General features: G+C 56.1%; 16 protein-coding genes and 1 tRNA gene. 4 read left to right on the top strand and 13 right to left on the bottom strand.

Annotated features, from left to right (window positions below; all coding sequences use genetic code 11):
- Both AC4DF4_RS03165 and AC4DF4_RS03160 read left to right on the top strand, forming a co-directional pair.
- Positions 1-188 (top strand): hypothetical protein (locus AC4DF4_RS03165; protein WP_490046660.1); only part of this gene is annotated, 188 nt, incomplete at its 5' end.
- A 486-nt stretch (positions 189-674) separates the two neighbouring features.
- Positions 675-1,118, top strand: coding sequence for a TraX family protein (locus AC4DF4_RS03160; protein WP_490046659.1), 444 nt, complete (start codon positions 675-677; stop codon positions 1,116-1,118).
- Between the two features lie 24 nt (positions 1,119-1,142).
- On the opposite strand, the gene AC4DF4_RS03155 is transcribed toward AC4DF4_RS03160, so the two are convergent.
- Positions 1,143-2,153 carry an SET domain-containing protein gene (locus AC4DF4_RS03155; protein ID WP_490046658.1) on the bottom strand — a complete coding sequence of 337 codons (1,011 nt, stop codon included), beginning with the start codon at positions 2,151-2,153 and terminating at the stop codon, positions 1,143-1,145.
- A gap of 78 nt (positions 2,154-2,231) precedes the next feature.
- Here AC4DF4_RS03155 and AC4DF4_RS03150 point away from each other — a divergent pair, with 78 nt between their 5' ends.
- On the top strand, positions 2,232-2,822 hold the full coding sequence (locus AC4DF4_RS03150; RefSeq protein ID WP_490046657.1) for a hypothetical protein: 591 nt from the start codon (positions 2,232-2,234) through the stop codon (positions 2,820-2,822).
- Positions 2,823-2,899: 77 nt separating this feature from the next.
- Here the strand turns inward: AC4DF4_RS03150 and AC4DF4_RS03145 are convergent, their stop codons facing one another.
- Complete coding sequence (locus tag AC4DF4_RS03145) at positions 2,900-3,613, bottom strand: ubiquitin-like protein (protein ID WP_490046656.1); 714 nt, start codon at positions 3,611-3,613, stop codon at positions 2,900-2,902.
- Between the two features lie 97 nt (positions 3,614-3,710).
- Complete coding sequence (locus tag AC4DF4_RS03140) at positions 3,711-4,649, bottom strand: ubiquitin-like protein (RefSeq protein WP_490046655.1); 939 nt, start codon at positions 4,647-4,649, stop codon at positions 3,711-3,713.
- Between the two features lie 432 nt (positions 4,650-5,081).
- On the opposite strand from AC4DF4_RS03140, the gene ychF reads away from it, so the two are divergent.
- Positions 5,082-6,197, top strand: a complete 1,116-nt coding sequence (gene ychF, locus AC4DF4_RS03135; protein WP_490046662.1) for a redox-regulated ATPase YchF — start codon at positions 5,082-5,084, stop codon at positions 6,195-6,197.
- Positions 6,198-6,207: 10 nt separating this feature from the next.
- On the opposite strand, the gene recG is transcribed toward ychF, so the two are convergent.
- The 10 genes from recG to AC4DF4_RS03085 form a co-directional block, all read right to left on the bottom strand.
- Entirely contained in the window at positions 6,208-8,259 is a 2,052-nt protein-coding gene (gene recG / locus AC4DF4_RS03130) for an ATP-dependent DNA helicase RecG (protein WP_490046654.1), read from the bottom strand.
- 12 nt (positions 8,260-8,271) lie between these two features.
- Positions 8,272-8,583 (bottom strand): gamma-butyrobetaine hydroxylase-like domain-containing protein, encoded by a 312-nt coding sequence (locus tag AC4DF4_RS03125; RefSeq protein ID WP_490046653.1) that lies wholly within the window; start codon positions 8,581-8,583, stop codon positions 8,272-8,274.
- A 15-nt stretch (positions 8,584-8,598) separates the two neighbouring features.
- Positions 8,599-9,306, bottom strand: coding sequence for a YggS family pyridoxal phosphate-dependent enzyme (locus tag AC4DF4_RS03120; RefSeq protein ID WP_490046652.1), 708 nt, complete (start codon positions 9,304-9,306; stop codon positions 8,599-8,601).
- Positions 9,306-11,459 carry a carboxy terminal-processing peptidase gene (locus AC4DF4_RS03115; RefSeq protein WP_490046651.1) on the bottom strand — a complete coding sequence of 718 codons (2,154 nt, stop codon included), beginning with the start codon at positions 11,457-11,459 and terminating at the stop codon, positions 9,306-9,308. Before AC4DF4_RS03115 ends, AC4DF4_RS03120 begins: the two co-directional genes overlap by 1 nt.
- Before the next feature lie 191 nt (positions 11,460-11,650).
- On the bottom strand, positions 11,651-12,331 hold the full coding sequence (locus tag AC4DF4_RS03110; protein ID WP_490046661.1) for a PDZ domain-containing protein: 681 nt from the start codon (positions 12,329-12,331) through the stop codon (positions 11,651-11,653).
- 50 nt (positions 12,332-12,381) lie between these two features.
- On the bottom strand, positions 12,382-12,993 hold the full coding sequence (locus AC4DF4_RS03105) for a polysaccharide biosynthesis/export family protein (RefSeq protein ID WP_490046650.1): 612 nt from the start codon (positions 12,991-12,993) through the stop codon (positions 12,382-12,384).
- The gene (locus AC4DF4_RS03100) at positions 12,968-15,124 is read right to left on the bottom strand and encodes a GumC family protein (protein WP_490046649.1); all 2,157 of its coding nucleotides are present in this window, start codon (positions 15,122-15,124) and stop codon (positions 12,968-12,970) included. The genes AC4DF4_RS03105 and AC4DF4_RS03100 overlap by 26 nt, the downstream gene beginning before the upstream one ends.
- 136 nt (positions 15,125-15,260) lie before the next feature.
- Entirely contained in the window at positions 15,261-16,559 is a 1,299-nt protein-coding gene (locus AC4DF4_RS03095) for a hypothetical protein (protein ID WP_490046648.1), read from the bottom strand.
- Positions 16,560-16,622: 63 nt separating this feature from the next.
- Positions 16,623-17,573: a hypothetical protein gene (locus tag AC4DF4_RS03090; protein WP_490046647.1), complete on the bottom strand. Its 951-nt coding sequence runs from the start codon at positions 17,571-17,573 to the stop codon at positions 16,623-16,625.
- Positions 17,544-17,617, bottom strand: a tRNA-Gly gene (locus AC4DF4_RS03085). The genes AC4DF4_RS03090 and AC4DF4_RS03085 overlap by 30 nt, the downstream gene beginning before the upstream one ends.
- Between the last annotated feature and the right edge of the window lie 390 nt (positions 17,618-18,007).

The raw sequence follows: 18,007 nt of genomic DNA, 5'->3' as shown, positions 1-18,007 counted from the left end.
AAGAAGACGCCTCGCGTCCGCGCAAGAAAGCCAGCGGAGGCCAAGTGCTTGCCCTGTTGAGAGGTGCCATCCTGCGGCTTCACGACGCGGAAGCCTTCGAGAGCCTCAACGCCGGCTTCCACCACCACAGCGCCAAACCCCACGCCGCCTTGTGCCTCCTCAAAACCTCCCCTCCAAAAATCAGCTAACCAGACAACCGCCCTGCCCCGGCCCGACGCCCAGCCCCCCGCGCCGAGGCATTTGAGCGCATCCAACATGGCGAGATCCTAATGGGAGGCCTCGCCGGGGAATGCTGGCGGCAAACCCTCAACGCCCGGAACCCGACAAGCGAGGGAATCATGGGCGAACGGGTCGCTCGGTATCGGGCGAGATATGCCACCGAGAACGTAAAGCGCGCGCAATCCCTATCAGCGGCGGACAAGCCTGTCATTCGATAGGCAATTACCGCCGCAATCGGTCCGCCTTCAGCCACCGGAAAACGAGGTTCTCGCGGCATCCCTCGCGAGGCGGTGGGCTGTCCCTATTGCCACCACCCGGATGATCGCGGCCGGGGCAGCAGGGAACGTCAGGGCGGCGATGGGAGACTTGGAGATGTGGTTTGGGGTGAAGGCCGTTGGAAGAGCCCGTGGCCGGATCGGAGGCTGGGAAAATGGGTATTCCCGCACGGACTCAATGTGTTTTTTGATCTGCTGGCGGGGCTGTGCGTGATCTGGGCGGCCGAGCGAATTCACTCACGCTGGCTCTTGGCTGGACTACTGCTGGCGGTTGGTGCCGCGGGTTTCTACGTTACCTTGGACTGGTGGCATCTGGGGGTTTGGATGATCTTTGTGTTCCATGCCACCCGCGGGCGCTTTGGCTGGACGGTTGGTGCGCTGGGCGGGTTATTGCTGGCGAACGCTGGTCTTTTTGCGGTCGTCAGCGCGCGGACTGGAGATCCTGGCTACGAGTTGATCAATTTCATCAATCTCGGCTGCATGTTGGCTCTTCCTCTCTTGAGCCGATACAATGGGCAAAGGGGGCGTGACTGCCGCTACCTTTTTTACGTATTCTACCCAGGCCATTTGCTGGTGATTTACGCGATTCGGCCCTTGTTGGAGCGCGTAGGGTTTGGGTTTTAGTTCAGACCTAGGTGAGTCGGGAGATCACCGGGATTTGGCGACCGCCTCTGCCCGGCGCAGCTTGTCGCGGGTTTGCAATGTCTTGGGGTGGGTCAGCCCATAGCAGACTTGGCATATGCTCAGCGACCGTTGCAGTGCTTCGAACGCTTCCATGGCGTATTTTGCGCGCGTTTCTCGCGGCATGCCAGGCGTTGTCTGGATCCGCTCATTCAGAGACTGGGCGAAGGCTTCCAGATAATTGGCAAGGGGCGGGTAGTCGGGCAAAGTCGCGATGGCAATTTCGATCAAGGCCCGCACATAGTTTTCCTTGGCGGGATAGTCTTTGAGCGCCGAGCAGCAGTTGATGAGGGGCAGGTAGCAGTTGAAGACGAGGGCGTGAGATGCAGGAAGTCGGGTAAGTGCCGATTGCAACAGCGACTCGAAGGCGGCGCGGATCGGAGCCGCCGCCTTACCCGTTAGTCCACGGGAATACAGGAGCATCGCCTCTTGCAAGCGATCCCGCAGGGGCTTGAGGTGGGTGTCGAGGAGGTGGCCGTAAGTGCAGCGCGCGTGGCAGACCGAGCACTCCCATTTGGCTGAGCGATCCTCCAGTCGATCGGTAAGCACGTCGCATGGGTGCAGCAGGCCGGGACAGCCCTTGGTCTGGTCGCAGAGCACCGCCGAGACCAACGTTTCGGCACCGATGATGCGGGCTTCCTCCTCGCTCGCCGGGCTGTGAGTGCAGCGTCGGCAGCGGCATTCGAACGACTTGGTCGCGTGGAGTTCTGCCCGTCGCTCGTCGCGTGCCGCGTAGAGTTCGGTGTAATTGACGCAAAGCTCTTCACCCTCGCGCACCGGACGCAGTAGGCGGAATACCAGGAGCGGCCCCTCGTTGGTGTAAGTGCAGTTTGGCAGGCACGAGTGGTTGAAGATGGAGCCGAGCGGAAAGATGCCGAAGCCCAAGGATTCGTTGGCTGGGCTCGCTCTGTTGAGGCCGTGCGAGTTGGAATTGATCTGTGAGGCCCAAGTGATGAAGAGGTCGAGCGGAGGGCGCATTTCCTCTGGAATTCGGTCGCAAATAGATGCCGCCAACGCACGCAAGGAGCTTCGCGATGCGGAATCCAGTGAGACAGGATGAGCGAGCATTTGAGAAAAAGCCTCGGGACCGGCCTCGAAGGCGAGCGGATCGGAATGGAGCGTTTGACGATCCGCCGACGAAGCGTCGGGCTGCAAACCGGCCGCACGCTTTGCGACGAGCTGGAGAAGGGCGCGCACCAAGTCCGGGGGACAATGATGGCGGTCGGCGAGCAAGGGCGCGTCGCGGAGTATCGCGCAGATGGGCTGGTGCAGGGGAGCCTGCTCGTCGCGGCACTTTACGGAGCAGTATTGGGTTTGCCCGCCGCAGCCCTCGCAATTCACCCGATGCGATCGGGATGGATGGGCAGAGGCCAAGTCGAGCGCGCACGAGTGACAGACAGCCTCGCGGCCCTGATTGGTGGGAATCCAGATGTAGCTGGTCTCCCGCAGCAGGACGGTGCCGGGCGGCTTTCCCGCGAGTGCATGGGAGGCGACCGCGTGTCGTCCCAAGGCGGCGGAATGGTGGATCTGAAAGAGGAACGCCGGGGAGCTGGCGACGCGGGCAGTGAGCACATCGGCCCGGGGAAGGGCTCCCTGCGCGCGGGGTTGAACCCGGGCCAGGGACTCGCGAAGCGACTGAATCAGTGAAAAGGCCATAATAGTGACGTGCCGCCCAATTCCCTCGTTTACCGCTTCACGCCACGCCTCAATTCGCGAAGGTTAGGTCAAGGTTGGTTGACCTGCACAAACGCCGAGTAGGAAGCATCCCAGTCGCAATTATTGCTCACTAACACCCAGTAGGAAGCGGGTGCGGTCAGCGCCTCGGTCGTGAAAGAGGCCGCATTGGCCCCGGCGACTGGGTTATTCTTGTCGCCACTTGCGCCAGCATACCACTGGTAAACCAGTGAAGGGCCGGTCGCCGTGACTGCGAGGGTAGCCGTCTCCCCACTGTTGATAGTGGTTATACTTGCAGGCTGAGCCGTGATTGCGGGGGCATCGATTACTTGGATGCTTTGCCGGTAGAAGACGGAGCTGCCGTTTTTCGGCTGAATGATTTTCCCATCCCCACTCAGCAGAGACGCTGAGATCGGCACTTCCTGCCAAGTGATGAAATCCGTCGATTGCTCCAGCGTAAGCTGAAGGATGCTTAGAATTCTTAATTTGAGATGCAGCGTGGACTCTTCCTGGATATTGTAATCCGCGAGGGTGCGACCGTCCTCCAAACGCTTGCCGGCGAAAATAAGTCGATATGGGTCGGAAGGGAGCTCACCCTTGTCCTGGATCTTTTGTTTCACGTTTTCAATTGAATCACTGCTGTCCACGTCGAGCGTGATCGTCCTTCCAGTCAGGGTTTTAACGAAGATTTGCATGCTAGCCTCTGCTTGCGGGGCTAGAGCGAATCCGAGGAGCATGAAGAGAAGCCAAATGAGGTTTTTCATGATTTGATGAAAGAGGGGGAAGACTGTCGCCAAGGAGTTAGAGTGCAAAGTTTTTTCTCGGCTGCCTTTGCCCGTTGCAGCTTGTCGCGGGGCCGCATCAAGGCAGAGGAATCACAGTGACCGTTGCGGAACCCGAGTAAGCGGTGTCGCAATTATTGCCCACTGACACCCAATAAGCGCCGTCTGAGGTCAGTAGTTCCGTCGTGAACGATGCCGAATTCGCACCCGAAACGGGGTTGCTCATGTCGCCGCTCATGCCCGCATACCATTGGTAAATCAGCGCGGTGCCTGTCGCTGTGACCGACAGGGTCGCCGTTTCCCCGCTATTGATTGAGACGGAGGTCGGTTGGACCGTGATTTTCGGGCTATTGATGACTTGGACGTTTTGCCTGACGAAGGCGGAACTGCTGTTATTTGGCGCGATGATTTGGCCATCCGCACTCAGCATGGGCGAGGTGATCGGCACCTCCTGCCAAGTAATGAAGTCGGTGGTTTTTTCGAGGGAAAGCTGGATGACGCTTTGGTTGATCAATACAAGATGGAGCGTCGATTCATTCTGGATATTGTAATCCGCGAGGGTGCGACCGTCCTCCAGTCGTTTGCCTGCAAAAATAAGGCGCTGTTGATCCGGCGGGATTCCCTCCTTGTCTTCGATCTTTTGCTTCACATTTTCGATGGAATCACTGGCTTCCGTGTCGAGCGTGATTGTCTTTCCGGTCAGTGTTTTGACGAAGATTTGCATGCCGCTCGCCTCCGCTTTGGGAGCGAGAACGAATCCGAGGAGTATGGAGAGAAGCCAAATGAGGTTTTTCATGATTTGATGAATGAATCGGGTTCTTGAATTTAAATTGCAGGGAAATTGCTTTGGCGGTGAAGACCGCGGAGAAACCAATGTCAGAATCGAATTGATGGCAGAGGTGGTGTCTCGGGGAAAAGTGGATTTTGGTAAAGCTAAAACGCTGAAAACTGAAACTTGAGATGAAGAATCCTCAAAAACAGTCGGATCGTCGAGATCGCTGGTGATTTTAGTGGTCACTCTGCCCACATACGGGATCGACTCGCCATCTTCGATAGCGAGATGTTGATCTCTGGTAGAATTGGTGACAAGACAAGCGCTTGAACGTCGATGCGAGGAGCTTTGAACGTCGATGCGAAGAGCTTGAATGTCGATGCGAAGAGCTTGAACGTCGATGCGAAGAGCTTGAACGACGATGCGAAGAGCTTGAACGACGATGCGAAGAGCTTGAACAACGATGCGAAGAGCTTGAACGTCGATGCGAGGAGCTTGAACGACGATGCGAGGAGCTTGAACGTCGATGCGAAGAGCTTGAACGTCGATGCGAGGGGGCTCAAGGGGCTCAAGGGGCTCAAGGGGCTCAAGGGGCTCAAGGGGCTCAAAAAGCGGCTCATCAACCGCCAAACTTTTTCCTCGTCCTCCCGCCCGCCTCTCCCCCACCCTGCCCCCGCAATGCTCAAGGCCGGAATCGTAGGACTACCCAATGTCGGTAAATCGACACTCTTCAACGCTGTCACCCGCACCCGCAAGGCGGAGGCGGCCAATTATCCATTCTGCACCATCGATCCGAACGTCGGCATCGTCAGCGTGCCGGACCCGCGCCTCGCCGTGCTTTCCAAAATCTCCGGCTCCCACAAGCTGGTGCCGACCGCCATCGAGTTCGTCGATATCGCCGGACTCGTCAAAGGTGCCTCCGAAGGCGCCGGACTCGGTAACCAGTTCCTCGCCAACATCCGCGAAACGGACGCCATCGTCCAGGTCGTCCGGTGTTTTGAAAACGACGACATCATCCATGAGCTCGGCTCCGTCGATCCGATCCGCGACATTGAAATCATCAACTCCGAGCTGATCCTCGCCGACATGGCGTCGCTCGAAAAGCGCCGCCACTCCCGCGAGAAAAAAGCCAAAGGCGGCGACAAGGAAGCGAAGAAGGAAGTCGAGCTCATCGACATCATCATGCCGCATCTCGACCAGGGAAATCCGGCGCTCACCATCGACTTCAGCGAGGACGACAAGGCCATCGTGAAGGACTTTTTCCTGCTTTCCTCGAAGAAGACCATTTACGCCTGCAACGTCGCCGAAGACGAGCTCGCCGGTGCGATCGCAGATCCGGATTCGCACCCGCAAGTCGCCCGCGTCCGCAAGTTCGCCGCCGAGCATACCGGCTCTGAAGCCGTCGTCATTTCCGCACGCATCGAAGAGGAACTCAGTGACATGCCCGTCGAGGAAGCCAATGAATTCCTCGCCGACATGGGCGTGACCGATTCCGGCGTCTCGGCCCTGATCCGCGGCGTCTATCACTTGCTAGGGCTTCGCACCTACCTGACCACCGGCGTCCAGGAAACCCGCGCCTGGACCATCATCGCAGGAGACAAGGCCCCCGCCGCGGCCGGGGTGATTCACACGGATTTCGAGCGTGGCTTCATCGCCGCGGAAGTCGTCCACTACGACGATTTGGTGGCCGCAGGCAGCATGTCTGCCGCCAAGGTCGCAGGAAAAGTCCGCATCGAAGGCAAGCAATACGTCATGAAAGACGGCGACGTCGTCGAGTTCCGCTTCAACGTCTGAAGCCGTCGCGTCACGCGGTGCTTGGTAGATTCGTGCTCTCGTCAGGAGCCTGAATCAACATTCGCATTTTCTGATGAATCCCGTCCAAGCGGGAATCCTCAGCAAGCACCCGGTCCGCCAAAGCCCGCGCCTCCCGCAGCAAGACGGTGTCGCCGAGAAAGTCCGTGAAGCGGAGATCCGACAAGCCGCTCTGCACCGTGCCCAGCACGTCGCCGGGACCACGCAGGCGGAGATCCGCCTCGGCGATTTCAAATCCGTCGGAACTCCGCTCAAGCACCCGGAGTTTCTCCAAAGCCTCGGGATTCTTCCCGTCGGTTAGCAGGACGCAGTAACTCTTGTGTCCGCCGCGGCCGATGCGCCCGCGGAGCTGGTGAAGCTGGGCCAGCCCGAAGCGCTCGGCGTGGTGAAGAATCATCACGTTCGCATTCGGCACGTCCACGCCCACTTCGATGACGGTGGTGGATACGAGGGCCGCGGTTTCACCTTCGCGGAACCGGCGCATCACCGATTCCTTTTCCTCAGGGCGCAGTTTGCCATGAATCAACCCGACCTGATGGGAACCCAGGCGCTTCTTCCATTTTTCAAACGCCTCGGTGGCGGACTCGGCCTTCAACGTCTCACTCTCCTCCACTAGCGGATAAACGAGATAAGCCTGGCGACCTTGCGCAAGCTGGTCCTTCACGAATTTCGTCACGTCCGTTTGCTTCGCAGCGATCCTCACGGCGGTGATGATCTTGCCACGACCGGGCGGCTTTTCATCCAACAGCGACACGTCCAGATCGCCGTAAATCGTCATCGTCAACGTCCTTGGAATCGGGGTGGCGGTCATGACCAGCACGTCCGGCACGATCCCCTGGCGGATCAGCGACGCTCGCTGCGCGACGCCGAATTTGTGCTGCTCGTCGATCACCACCAGTCCGAGATCCCGGAAAGAAACCGAGTCATAGAGCAACGCGTGGGTGCCGATGATGATCTGCGGCTCGCCTTCGATTTCAAGGTGATTGCCTTCGTCACGATTGCCCGTTCGCAACGCGACGCGGATTCCCAAAGGCTCCAGCCAGCGCCGGAACGTCAGATAATGCTGCTCTGCCAGAATCTGCGTGGGAGCCATCAACGCGGCTTGGCAACCCGAGCCGATAGCCAGCAGCATGGCCGCCATCGCCACGAAGGTTTTCCCGGAACCCACGTCGCCCTGCAACAGCCGGTTCATCGGCCGGGCCGCCCGCATGTCGGCGAGGATTTCCCGGATAGAACGCTTCTGCGCCTCCGTGAGATCGAACGGAAGACTCGTGTAGAATTGCTTGAGAAACGAAGTGCTCTTCCCCAGCACGCGGCCGGTTTGCTCGCTGTAGCGGTACCGCCGCCACGCGACGTTGAGCTGCAGGATGAAGAACTCCTCGAACGCAAACCGCCGGCGGGCGTCCTTGGCCTGCTCCATGGACTCGGGGAAATGCACATCCTTGAAAGCCCGCGCCCTCACAGAAGGATCATCCGCCTCATGATCCGCTGCCAGTGTCGCGGGGTCGATTTGCAGCAGTAACAGATGGATGACTTCCCTCAGGCGGCGCTGAGCGATTCCGGAGATGTTCTTGTAAATGGGAACGATCCTTTCGAGGTGGATGGATGTTTGGTCATCATCCCGCAGGATCTCGAATTCCGGGTGGTCGATGATGAGCCGCCCGTTCGCATCCTTCACTTTTCCATAGAGACTCACCTCCTGCCCCGCGGCGACGACCTTCTGGATGAAAGGCATGTTGAACCACCGGCAGGTGATTTTCCCCGAGCCGAAAACACCGCCGGAACCATCCATCACGACCGCCTCATAATAGCGCCGGCCCGGGCCGAAATGCCGGAGAGCCGCGTCGATCACCGTGCCGCGAAGACACACGGCGGCGGGTGCCGCCTGATTGGGAAACGCATCGAAGTGCCGCCGGTCCTCGTAGCGCTTGGGGAAATGCGCGAGCACCTCCGCGGCGGTGCCGAGGCCGGCATCGGCGAGCGCCATCACCTCTCGCTCGGCAAAAAGCGGCAGCGAAGCCAGGTCGTTTCGAGCGGAAAACACTGCGGAAGGATTCTACACGGGGGGCAGCTCGGCGAGTTTTTGCAGATATGAATAACTGAAAATCCCAGTGGAGTGACCATCGCCCCAAAACAACTGGATGGCATAGCCTCCAACCGTCTCGAATTTCTGAAGCTCAAAGGCCCGCGGCCCGTGCTCGACCATTGGCCGGAGCACGCGCCCCATGGCGTCAGGCTCGCCTTGGCAGCCCGCACAAGGACACGCGCGGCGAAGCATGGGGAGAGCTAGGTAAGCCTCAAACCCGTCCGCAAACGACAGGGCGAGCTCGCTTCCAATCACCGTGGCGTTTTCCAAGATCAAGGTCATGGGGAATCTTTGTCCTTATCCGAGTTCCTCGTCCACCCGATAGGAGCGTTTGCCGAAAATCGCGGATCCCACCCTCACGTGCGTGGAGCCTTCTTCGATCGCCACTTCAAAATCACCGCTCATTCCCATGCTGAGCGCGGGAAGCATCACTCCGAACTCGAGTTCCAGCGCATCGCGAGTTTCCCTGAGCGAGGCAAACCATGGCCGGGCGGATTCGGCATCGGGCCCGGCCGGGGGAATGCACATCAGGCCGATGATCTCCAAGCGTCCTAACTTCAAAAGCCCCTCCATTTCCGCCCGCAAGACATCGGGCTCAAAACCGCCTTTCGAAGCCTCCCTGCCAACGTTCACCTGCAGGAAAACTTTGGGAAACAGGCCGAGCTCACCCGCGATTTCATCGGTGTAGGATGCAAGCCTCAGCGAATCAATCGCATGAATGACCTCGAAGTTCTGGAGCATCTTGCGCACCTTGTTTCGCTGGACCCTGCCGATGAAATGCCAGTGCAACGAACCCGGCAAGGCGGCGATCTTGGGCTCGGCCTCCTGAACCTTGCTTTCACCGAATTGAAGCTGCCCCGCCTCGAAAGCCTCCCGCACCGATCCAACCGGAAAGGTTTTGGAAACGGCGATGAGCTCGACGGATTTCACATCCCGCCCCGCGCGCAGACAAGCGGCGGAGATTTTCCCGGCGATGGTCAATAGATTCCCTGCAACCTCCGACATCAGCGGATCTCGGCGGTGCCTTTCAACAACCCAGCGAGCCGGGCGTTCTCGGTGGTATCGACCAGGTCCTTGAGCACTGAAATCGATTCGCGCTTCACTGGATCGAGTCCGGTGGGCCACTTCGGAGTTTCGTCCAAGTCGGCGGTCTCATCCTTGGCGCGACGCATGTATGCGCCGCTTTCATCAGCAGGGTTGTATGGCTTGAGATCCGCGCCTTTCTCAAGATCCTCCAGCGTCAGCTTGAAGAAACTCATGGCCTTCTTATCCTCTTCGCTCATCTTGGCAAACCGTACCCGGCGCTCCGCATTGCGGCTCTTCTGGAGCGCGTCGGATTCGGCAAGCTCCTTCTCGCGGGCCGCCTTGTTCAGTGACAGCCGGTTGGTTTTCAAACGGTCCTTGGCCTTCATCACATCCTCGATCACGTAGGAGAAGTCCTTGCATGCGTTCAGTCGCTCCTGACTCAATTCTTTCAACCGCGGTATGAACAACGCTTGGGCGTCAAGAGGCTTGAAATCGCCGGCAGGACGGATGCGGTCGTGTGGCAGCGGATGATCCAGGAACGCCTCGCCCATATCCAGGGCATCCGCCAAACTCGGAATGGCCACATTGGCCGCGACTCCGTCCATTTGCGTCGACGACCCGGATGGACGATAGAATTTCTGGATCGTCACTTTCAAGAATCCGGCCCGGTTGCGTGCGGCGAAAAGCGGCAACATCCGGCCGATGTCCATCGGTTGTTGCACCGTTCCTTTTCCAAACGTCGAGGAATCCCCGACAATCACCGCGCGGTTGAAATCCTGAAGCGCGCCTGCCAGAATCTCACTCGCCGAAGCGCTGCTCTTGTCGGTCATCACGACCATCGGCCCCGTGTAGATCGGCTTGCCGCCATCGGAATCCTTCACCTGGACCTGGCCCAAGGTGTTCTTCACCTGCACCACCGGTCCGCTATCGATGAAAAATCCGGTCATCCGCCGGACCTCCTCTAACGAACCTCCGCCGTTGTTCCGAAGATCCAGAATGAGGCCGTCGATTTTCTCCTCGGTCAAACGCTTGAGGATTCTTTCGACATCGACGGAACAGCGGATTTTACCTTCCTCGAAGTCGGCATAAAAGGACGGCAGCGTGATCACGCCAAGACGGCGACTTGCTCCTTTACCGGCTTTCATCTCAATCAGTTCCCCGCTCGCCTGCTCGTCCTTCATCTCCACCTTGCCTCGCTGGATGACGACGATTTTCGTCTCTCCGGGAGGACCGCCCGCTGGCTCTACTTTCAGAGCGACGGTTGAGCCCTCTTTTCCCCGGATATAATCGACCACCTTATCGATCTTCATGAACATGATATCAGTCATGTCCTCGGCCTTGCCGGTGTTGAGAGTATCCACAGCCACCACGCGATCATTGAGCTTGAGAGTCCCTTCGCGATCCGCAGGCCCGCCCACCACGATGCCCATGATCTTGGTAGCGCCATCTTCCTCGCCTTGGAGAAGCGCACCAATGCCTACCAGTTCGTTTTTCATCCCGTCCTTGAAACGATTCATCTCACGGAAACTCATGTAGTCCGTGTGAGGGTCATAAGCGCGGGCGATCGAGCTCAGGAAATAGTTGGCGATCTCCTCGTCATCGACATCCTTCACGCTATTGAGAAACCGCTTGTAGCGGAGCGAGACCTTCTCCTTCGGGCTTCGATCCGCACTTCCTGGATCGGCCTTTCCCTGCTCCTTCGACAGTTTTGTCAGCAATTCACGCCGCAAGGTTTCCCCAAGAACCGCTTCCTTGATCTGACGCCGCCACAAGTCGGCGGCCTCCTTGTCATTTTTCGGCCACGGCGCGTCCTTGCGACTCAGCATCACCGATTCATTTGCGGAAAAATCAAAATCGGCGCCCTTCAACAACTTCTCGGCAAGTGTCACGCGCGCCTCAACCCGCTTTTCAAAAACCCGGTAAATCTCGGTCGCGGCAGGCATGCTGTTCCCGTGTAACAAAAGCGTGTGAAGTTGGTCACCGTATTTCAGATTGAACCCATCCACGTCTTCCTGGGTGAAATAGAGTCGCTGGGAATCCAGGTCTTTTAGAAAATCATCCAGAAACCGCTGGCTGAGTTCCGCATTGAAGGGCAAGCGGGCAAAGTGGCTGTTCTGCAACATGATTGCCATCTGCCTGCCAACCTCATTGAAATCGGCTTGTTGTGCCCACGCGGAACAAGAAATCACCACAACCGCCGCAGCAGCGGCCGTTTTTCGGAACCAGGAATTTGTCATGAAAATCAAACGGGACAGGATTGAGGATGTTTCAAGAAAGTGCCACGACTTTCAGGGATGTCGATTTCTAAAAACTTGGAATGAGTTCACTTCGGGAGCTTTCTCTGACTCAGCCATCGGCGGAAATAAGCCTCCTTGGCTGCCTGCTCACTGGCTTCGGGATTGAAATTCTGACCATTGAAAAACGGCCTGTCAGCCAGCACGGGGCGTCTGGCCAAGGTCACCTTGCAATCAACCAATCCCCCGTCCCGAAGGATTTTCAGATCCACTTTCGTGTTCGGCTTCATCGCCCGGATCTTTTCCCGAAATGGCAACGACGCGTCCTCAGCATGCCAGACTTGGCCGTTCAACCCAACAATCAAATCGTTCAACTGGATTCCCGCCTGCCGGGCAGGCGTATCCATTCGCACTTCCGTCACACGAATCACCCTGCATGGCTTGGGATCACCAGGAACATCGGAAATCTCATCTTTCATGACAATTCCGATAAACCCCTCACCCTCCCTCGAATACTCGTCGATGACGAGGTCTCGAAGAACATTCAAACAACGCTGCCTGACTTCCGGATCCTCCGCAGCCTGCGACTGCCTGAAGAGTTCGGTCATCGCCAGCTCAGGTTGCCTGCGACTCCACGCAAGCAACTCGGACTGGGCGGCTTCCCGCTCCCGAAACTCGGCGGAGCCAAGACCATCGAATGCTTTCGCTGGAAGCTCCAACGACAATCCAAGAATTGACGAGCCAAGCAAAACCGCCCCAACAAGAGCCATCTTCGTCAACCTGTCAGTCTCGCTCAGTCGCATTGAGGCCACCTCGACGGTTAATTACCAATCATGTTTTTTTGAGGAACTTCGACCGTGTCGTTTGGCTGCACGGGAATGCTCATGAATTGCGACTTTGTGAGATCATAGGTCGTCTGGCGACTGCCCCGGAACAACTTGACCCGTTTCATGCTGCCGAACTCCGTCGCCCCTCCAGCCGCCTGAATGGCCTGATACAGCGTCAAACCCTTGGTGAAAGCCTTGGGGCCGGGTGCGCGGACTTGACCTCCAAGATAGACCGTCTGCTCGTTGATGCTGTTGTCTCTGTTCGAAATCACCTGGATCGTGGGATTCGTATAGATTCCCAGACTTTTATACCGCGACTGGAGAGCAACCGCCAGGTCTTCGTTTCTCAAACCTGCGGCGCGAACCGTGTCAATGAAGGGCATGTTGATAAAGCCGGCATCGGAAACCGGGTAGATCCCGTCAATCCGTCCCTTTTCTTCGGAGGGCACACCTGAAATGGTAATCTGAATCGCCTTGCCCGCCTGGATCTGTGCGAACAAAGGCAATGAGAAGCCAATCATCAGAAACAATCCAACGAGCGTTTTTTTAAAGTTCATGGTGGTGGTCAGACTCGGTGTTTTAATACAATTCGGAATCGTTTTCACGCGCGCCAGCCTGTGGTTTGGCAGGACTGGAACCAACCGCCACCGGTGGCCCGATTTGAGACTCGGCCGGGGCGTAGTAAGTGTAATAGCTGGTATAATATTGATATTGGCTATCGCTGCGGACGTCGACGTTATTGAGCACAACCCCGATAACGTTGCCTCCCACGTTCTCCACGGCCTGCTTCACGCGCAGAAGCATGTTGCGGGGCAATTTCCGATGCTGCACGACAATCATGGTAAGATCGACCTCGCTCGCAAGAACCGAGGCGTCACTGACCCCGAGAATTGGAGGACTGTCCACCAGAACCAGGTCGAAACGCTTCTTGACGTCCTGAATCAATTCGGACATCCGCCGTGAGTTGAGGATACCCGCGGCATCCGCAGGCAAAATACCGGACGGCATGAAATACAGGTTGTTCACCGGAGTCTGAAGAATCACGTCTTCCAACATCAACTCGGTCGTCAGGTAATTCGTCAAGCCCACCGAGTTGTTGATGTCAAAAAAGGTATGCAAGCGGGGTCTGCGCAAGTCGGCGTCGATCATCAAGGTGGTATAACCTCCTTGGGCGCAGATGTAAGCCAGGTTGACCAGGGTTGTTGATTTACCCTCGCCGGCACCTCCCGAAACCACCGTGATCGCGTTGTCCTCGGGGTTCTTGCGATTGAACTCAATGTTTGTCCGCAGGATTCGATACGCTTCCGCGTCCGGACTCATGCCACTTTGCTTATGGAGAATCCCGACATCTTTCGGAATGACCGCAAGAACCGGAACCTGGAGATAACGTTCCACGTCCTCGATGCTCTTCACCGAAGTATCCAGATATTCCAGGAAGAAGGCGATGCCGACCCCGAAGATCAATCCAACCACCGCCCCCAAAACCAGATTCAGGGTCACGTTCGGACTCACCGGACTTTGGGAAATTTGCGGTTCCTCATGAACGACGATGCTTTCGTCTGTCATTTTATCGGTGATGTTCTTGCCGATTTGCTTCAGCTTCATCGACTGCAGCAATTGCTGGTCCGTCTCGAAATCGCGCTTTGCGTCAACATAGTCCTGAGCGTCGAGACCGCGCTTGATCGCCTCTTCGCGGGAGTCATCTTTCATCACTTCGACATTCTTCAAACGATCCGTCGCCATGTCCAGCTGCGCCTGTAGCGTCGCCCTCAAGTTGACGACCCCCTCGTCAAGTTGATCTTTCATTGTCTTGATTTGATCGGCCGCAGCCAGAACGGTGGGATGATTGACTCCCAAGCCGTTGATTTTAAGAGTGTCGAGAGTCCGCTTCGCATCGTTATACTGGGGAAGCAGGTTTTTAATGATATTGTCGGGCAAATTAAGTCCGGCCGCATACACCATCAACTGGTCGCTATCATATTTCAGGAGGCTGTTGATCTGGCTTTCAAGCTGCATCTTGTCCTGCTCAAGCTGATTATAGGTTTGAAGCGCGTTCCGGGCGCCCTGATCCTCGTCAACACCGGATTGACCATAGAAGGAGTCCTGTCCCTTGTAGATAATCCCTTTGGTTCTCACGATTGTGGCAAGCACCTTGCGTCGCTCTTCCACTTTATCTTCCTGGTCTCGAACGGCTTTGCTTAATTCATACAAGCCCTTGTCGGAATCACGGCTTTCGATCTCAGTTCGGTAGGCTTTGTAGGCGCGCGCCACCTCTGCGGTGACATTCCGCGCATCTTCCTTGTCGGTGTGGCGCACGGTGATTGAAATCAAGTCGGTCCCCCGAATGTTCTGGGTGTTGACGATTCCCTTCAGGATCCGAACGGCCGTTTCCTTGTCGACGCTCCATTTGTTCACCAGTTCCAAGTTCTCCACCACCTTGGCAAGCGAGTTGCTGCTCTTGATTTTCTCGAACTCCGTTCCAAAAAACTGGGCGGTCATCGGACTTGATCCATAGGAAGGACTGTCCCCCCCCTCAAACGGAGACTGACCCACAGACCTTGGTTTCACCTCGATGGTCGCCGAGCTTTCATACTTCTTCGGCATCACGTAAGTGATCACCGCCGCCGTCATGAAGACCAAAAGGAGGGTTAAAAGGATGATTCCATATCGATTCTTGATGACCTGCCAGTAGTCCACGGCGTGCAGCGCGGCCTCGTTTTGTTGCGGGTTGTTCATATTCATTAAGGAGACTATTTTACAAATCCGATAAATTTCAAATGGAAAAAACACCCGCAATGATAAATATTGCGGGTGTCACAGCTCGGGCAAGGCCTATTTCGAGCAGGTGGGCAAGCGTCAAATCACGCAACCCTTAAAACTCACTACTCAGACCGATATTGACCCTGCTACGACTGTAGTTGGTTCCCAGGAAATCAGAGTCGGAATTGGTGAAATTATAACTTAATGAACCGGTAAGATAGTCATTGAATTTCACGGAAAGCCCCAAATAACCATTGAAAAGATTTTCGGAACCATCTTCAACCGAAGCCCCACTTACAGTATTGCGCCCCTCTTGATACCAGGTTGGCACATAGTCCAGCCCTCCCAATAAACTGAGCATGCTTGAAAACGAATAAGTGAAAGACGCTCCCAAACGCAGCGTCCGGCGGTCGTCAAACTGCGCGGATATCCCATCCAGAAAAATCTGACCAGTGTCATTCGCCTCGATTCCGTACCGAAGAAATGATCGAAGGGCAAACTGCTGATTGACCGTCGAATTGAAAGCCAACTCAGCATAGGGACTGGTGGTGTCGACGGAGTTCCTGTCGGCTTGGTGAAGCTGGGCTCCAAGCCTGAAATTACCAACAGCCGTCGGACTGAAGCGACGCTCGATACCGGCTAGCAAGTAATGATCGGTATAACCCGAGGCATTACCATCGCCAGAAGTTTCACCATAGCGATAATCACCGGTCAAAACACTAGAGGGATCCAACTGATACCTCAACTGGTTGTATAACTCCAGCGTCAAACGGTCGTTCTCAGTGCCGTTTTCATAGGTGTTGTTATTGACACGAAAACCCGTGTAGGTTCCGAAACGCTCCGACCAACGCCAGCCAACAGCCTGGTCGGTGTGTAAGAAAGTATATTCTCCACTCGTCAGAGCAGATGCATACCCATAGGAATAGTCGGGTTGGACCTCGCGCCTGATCAAATTAGTTGACACGAAACGAAGACGCTCACTGTAGCGGAAGGTGTAATTCACCATTAAACTGGACTGATTATTCCATTGCTCAGTGCCTATCGCCTCAGGCTCCTCAAAATAATAAATCCCACCGAGCCTAGCGCTGACATCCCAAGTAGTTTGGGGCGATTTATTGAAAAATGTAAGTCCAACATATGGGGAGATGCCGTAGGAGCTCTCTTTTTCCGCGCCGACCGCACCGGCCGCAATGTTGTCGTCATAGCTAAGCGAGCTGCCGACTACCCATTTAAGAGGCATCGACTCATTGAGATTGTTTCCGACATAATAGAGACTTTGAGCTGAAACGGAAGAATTACCGGTTGCCAAAAGAACCACAAATAGAGATTTGATAGAATTATTTTTCATTACAAAAGAAATTTTGGTGGGTTTGAGATACAGCCCTATGCACCAAACAGTAATGCTTTCCAAGAGAAGGATCTCATCAACATCCGAAAATAGAGAGAATCACCTGTCGAAATAATCGGCGGTGGGCTAATTGGGAGGATTGGGAGGATTGGGAGGATTGGGAGGATTGGGAGGATTGGGAGGATTGACGTTCGTCACCGGCGGTGGATTTACCGGAGGCACGGGCGGAAACAGATCATTCCCACCTTGGCCGCCATCTGTCACACCCGAGTTGGCGTCCGAAGAAGAATTATCTCCTGGTGGGAAGCTCAGAACATCGCCTGACACGGCTTCCTTGGCCGCTTGAGCCACAAAAGCAGGTTCCGACTTCACCTGAGTAACCGCTGCCTGAATCTGTGTGGCAGCACTAGGAACCATGGACTGGGCAACATTCTGAATGTTTTCGACTTGCGATGGGGCGGATTTACAAGCCTCTTCAACGATGGCGACGACCTGGTCAGGATTTGCGGCATTTCCACCGATCACTTGAATTGCCGAACGAACCGCCGCCTCAGCTACCTTAGGCGCCGCCAAAACGGCAGCACCGACGATTTCGGCGGATTGAAGAGGAGCGGACTTACAGGCAGATTCCGTGATATTCGCCACCGTCTCTGCGGTTGCTGACTTTCCGCCAAAAATTTCAATCGCCGCAACGACCACTTCTGGAGCGTTTACTGGAGAAGCAAGCACGGCAGCGCCCACAATATTTGCATACTGCGCGGGAGCTGCTCCACATGCCACCTGCACGATAGCGATTATTGCTTCTTGTGTGCCGTTTGACTCCTCAATGGCCTCTTGCACCAAGGCTGCGGCCATGAGCGGGCTGGATAATATCTGAGTCCTGAGCAATTGAAGGGAATTGGACGGATTCGACTTCAGCGCTTCTTTAAAGGCCGAGAGCACCGCCGAACTTTCCTGAGCATGAAGCTGGAAAGCACCTAGCACTGCGCTTAACAGGATAACTGCGATTTTTCTTTTCACAATTTGACTGATTAATTTGTTGAATTTTGGAGCGGGCAGCGGGAATCGAACCCGCATGTCTAACTTGGAAGGATAGCGCTTTACCACTAAGCTATGCCCGCAAACCCGTCGGAATTTAGTCGAGGTTTCCGGCTTTATGCAAGACTTTTATGGCCTTGGACCCAAATTGAACCAAAAAGAAAATGAGCACCCCCGGTGAGCGGCTTTGAGCGAGGCGTATGGTGTTTGCTCCGGGGTGGATGCGGGGGGGTCGATTTTCATCCGCTGAGGAGCGGCGCGGCTTCGTCTGGCAGGCCGGGAAGCCACTTGCCGCCCAGCCGACGCCTGAGCAATCGGGTCAACGGCAACGTCCAGCGTTGGTCCAGGGCTTCATCGCTCGGTGATGGCGAAGATGTGATGCAACTCGTTGCTGATCAGTCTTAAATCTCGGGCTATGTGGTCGCCCTTTTCGACCAGGACGCTGACTTTGACAGGTGCGACGACGGGGTCCC

The organism is Luteolibacter sp. (assembly GCF_058122085.1).
Note: the sequence above shows the minus strand (reverse complement) of the source record. Positions and strands in the feature narration are given on the sequence as shown.